This window comes from Intestinimonas sp. HCP28S3_D6 (assembly GCF_052065695.1).
Lineage (GTDB): Bacteria > Bacillota > Clostridia > Oscillospirales > Oscillospiraceae > Intestinimonas.
This window is the reverse complement of record NZ_JBQHTM010000098.1, coordinates 1-3,388: the sequence shown is the minus strand read 5'-3', so window position 1 is coordinate 3,388 and position 3,388 is coordinate 1. Positions and strand designations below refer to the sequence as shown.

1 pseudogene is annotated in these 3,388 nt (G+C 55.4%); it reads left to right on the top strand.

From position 1 onward, the window contains the following. Positions 1–253 precede the first annotated feature (253 nt). Positions 254–3,280: pseudogene (locus tag ACTNBK_RS16690) on the top strand (suppressor of fused domain protein); the annotation flags it as partial. Positions 3,281–3,388: the final 108 nt, after the last annotated feature.

Genomic DNA, 3,388 nt, shown 5'->3' with positions numbered 1-3,388 from the left:
CCACCTAAAGGGTAGCGTTTATTTCAGGTGCTGACAATGGCTCTTTTTATTTGCCATTGGGGTGCTCACTTTTTGAGTACCATTTGCTACATTTTCATTTTACCGAAAACATGTGAATGTCAATTTTGTCACAGATTGCATCTGTTTGAAGCTGTAAATGCGCTATATCAGAGGTGTGGACATGTTTCCGTTTTGACAGGATATGTTTCCGCGAACGGGCACAATGCCTGACATCAATCAGAAGGTATCGTGCCAGAACGAAGAAGCATTCTTCCAGCAGCTGGAGCAGTGGAATGACGAGGACGAGTACACCCGCTGCATCCAGGCCTTGAATGCCATCCCGGAGGATTGGCGGAACTACCGCATTGCCTACGCTATGGCACGGGCGCTGGAGAACTATGCCATCATTGGGGACCACGACGAGGGTACTCCTAACTATAAGGGAGATAAGGCCCTGCGCCGAGCCATCGAGGTGCTGGAGTCTGTCCGGGAGGAAGGCCAGGACAAGGCCCAGTGGAATATGCGGATGGCTTATGGATACCAGTATCTCTACCATCAGGAGGAAAAGGCCATCCCCTACGCCCAGCGGTGGGCGGAGCTGGACCCCGAGGACAAGGATGCCCCGGCCGTGATTCAGGAATGCCAGAAGGAGATTGCAAAGCGGGCCGAGGCAGAGACCGAGGACGAGAGTGACCACACAGGTGTCTTCACCGGTTTTGTGCTGCTGTCCAAGGCAGAATGGGATAAAGAGCAGTTCATCCGGGACATGAAGGAAAAGTGGTACATCGCTGTGGATGAATACGACGCCAGCGAGGAGAAGGACGACGACGCCCTGGTGTTTGAGGTGGGCGATATGCTGGCCGCTGTCAGCCTGGCGACCTACCCCATCCCTAATGGCGAGGCCGAGGGTAATGCGGAAAACAACTATATGTGGGAGGATGCAGTCAAGGTAGCCAAAGAGCACCGTGCCCACTTGATGGTAGCAGTGCTGGGCAAAGAGGAAGATCTGCTGGAAAAGGGCAAGCTGTTCACCAAGGTGGTTGCCGCCTGCTGCCGCCAGGAATATGCCACCGGCATCTACACCAGCGGCGTGGTGTTTGAGCCCCGGTTCTATGAGGGCTTTGCCGATATGATGCAGGAGGACGAACTGCCCATCTTCAACTGGATTTGGTTCGGCCTCTGGCGGGATGAGCATGGCATGAACGGCTACACCTACGGCATGGCGTCGTTTGGCAAGGACGAGATGGAGGTGCTGGGCACCGATGCTAAGCCGAGCAATCTGCGGGACTTTTTGGCCAGTCTTGCCTCCTATGTGCTGGAGAATGATGTGGAACTGCACGATGGGGAGACCATCGGTTTTGCGGCAGATGATAAGCACACCATCACCCGCAGCCCTGGCGTCGGACTGCCGGAGGAGCAGATGACCCTGAAAATCTCCTGGGCGTCATCGGACGGTGACCCTGACGATGATGACGATGACCCGGATGGCGAAGCGCCCGAGGATAAGGAATCCGGTGTTCCCGAGGTCTACACCGAGGAGGAGATGGAGGCCGTCGAGGGGCACATCCAGCAGTATTTCGGTGAGTTCGAGAATGTGTTCCATGAGCTTTCTTCCCCGGACATCCATGTGGATATCTGCGTGGTGCCGCCCTCCGAGAAGCGGGACTACTACACTCTGGTCACCATGGGGATGGGCGCTCACCGGATGAATGTCCCGAAGGAACTGGCGGAATATAAGCTGGAGCGGGCGGAGCTGGCCATTGCGCTGCCGGGGAACTGGAAGCTGAAGCGTGAGGATTTGAAGAATGAGCGGTGGTACTGGCCTATCCGCCTGCTGAAAACCCTGGCCCGCCTGCCCATTGCCAGCGATACCTGGCTGGGCTTCGGCCATACCATGGACAATGAGGAGGACTTCGCAAAGGGCACAAAGCTGTGCGCCGCCATTCTGACAGGCCCCCAGGACACTGAAGATGGCAGCGAGGTCTGCATCCTGCCGGGCGGCGAGGAGGTCAACTTCTATCAGGTGATCCCTCTCTACCGGGAGGAATTGGAATATAAGATGGCCCATGGCGCGGACGCCCTGCTGGACAAAATGGACGGCATCAGCTTTGTGACTTACAATACCCGCCCCAATGCCATGACCATGGGCAAGCTCGGCAGCGTGGAGGACGGCGGCGTGATGGAAATGGATTGCGCTGACTGGCACCTGGAGACCATTCAGGAAAAGAATCTGCCGGTGGATGAAATCAACGTCTACAACCACATGGCCATTTACCTGCGCTGGTGCATGGAGCATGACCTGATGGGAGAAGAATTCCTCGCGGAGTACGGAGAGGTAGCAGAAAAGGTCAAAGCTGATCCTGCCGGCGTAGACCTACGGGAGTTTATCTGGGATGAACTGGATGGGCAGCTGGCCGGCCCGATGTTCAACAAGATCGGCAGGGCTTTTGCCTCCTACTACTATGGGGAGCCGGATAGTCCCTATTTCCCCAGCGACATCGACGACTACGCCATTGGTGTCATTGGGCAGAAGCGCAATTACTCCAACGAGATCCAGGACGAAGCCTATCTGTTTATCCCCTTTGACGAGGACTACTATCAGGCCATGGCAGAGGTGATTAAAGAACGCTTCATCAACTGGCAGGGACAGGACTTCGACGAGGACACGCTGGAACCTTCTGATACAGCCCGGGCCATTATGGAGTATCTGGACTGCGAATGCACCTATTTCCCCTCCATGAAGGACGATGACCCCATCATGGCAGCTTACGGTTATGCCAAGCGGGACAGCGCCCAGGAAGGCTTTGTGCCGGTGCTCATCAAGGCGGATGACGAAACGCTGTTGGAGTGTCTGGTGATGAACGCCGACCCGAAGAATGATGCGGACATTTACGAATTTGACCTCAAAGCTGTAACGGAGTACCGGAAGAAGATGCTCTCCGCCCCCATCAAGGACGGAAAGGCGGTTTTGGAGGAATTGACCGGCCAGCGCAAGGAAGAAGCCGAGGATGACGATATGGACTGGGATGAGGAGATCCTGGGCGAGATGGAGGGCGGAGAGCCCAACGACCGCTTCTCCAGTTACTGGGATTCTGATACCGATATGACCTATCCCCTTATTCTGGCAAAAATCCCGGTGAAGAACCCCTGGGAGATTTTCGCCTACCTGCCCTTCGGAAACTGGAACGACTGCCCTGATACGCCGGAGCTGATGGCTGCGGCCAAATACTGGTTCGAGCAGTACGGCGCGGTGCCTGCCGCCATGAGCCACGATGAATTAGGGAACCTCTGAATAAAAGCCTTTATCCTGTTTCTACTCAATGTATTAGCCGCCATTTGCGCTTGGTTAAGGTGATTTCAGTGCAAAATAGCCATTATTTATCTGCTT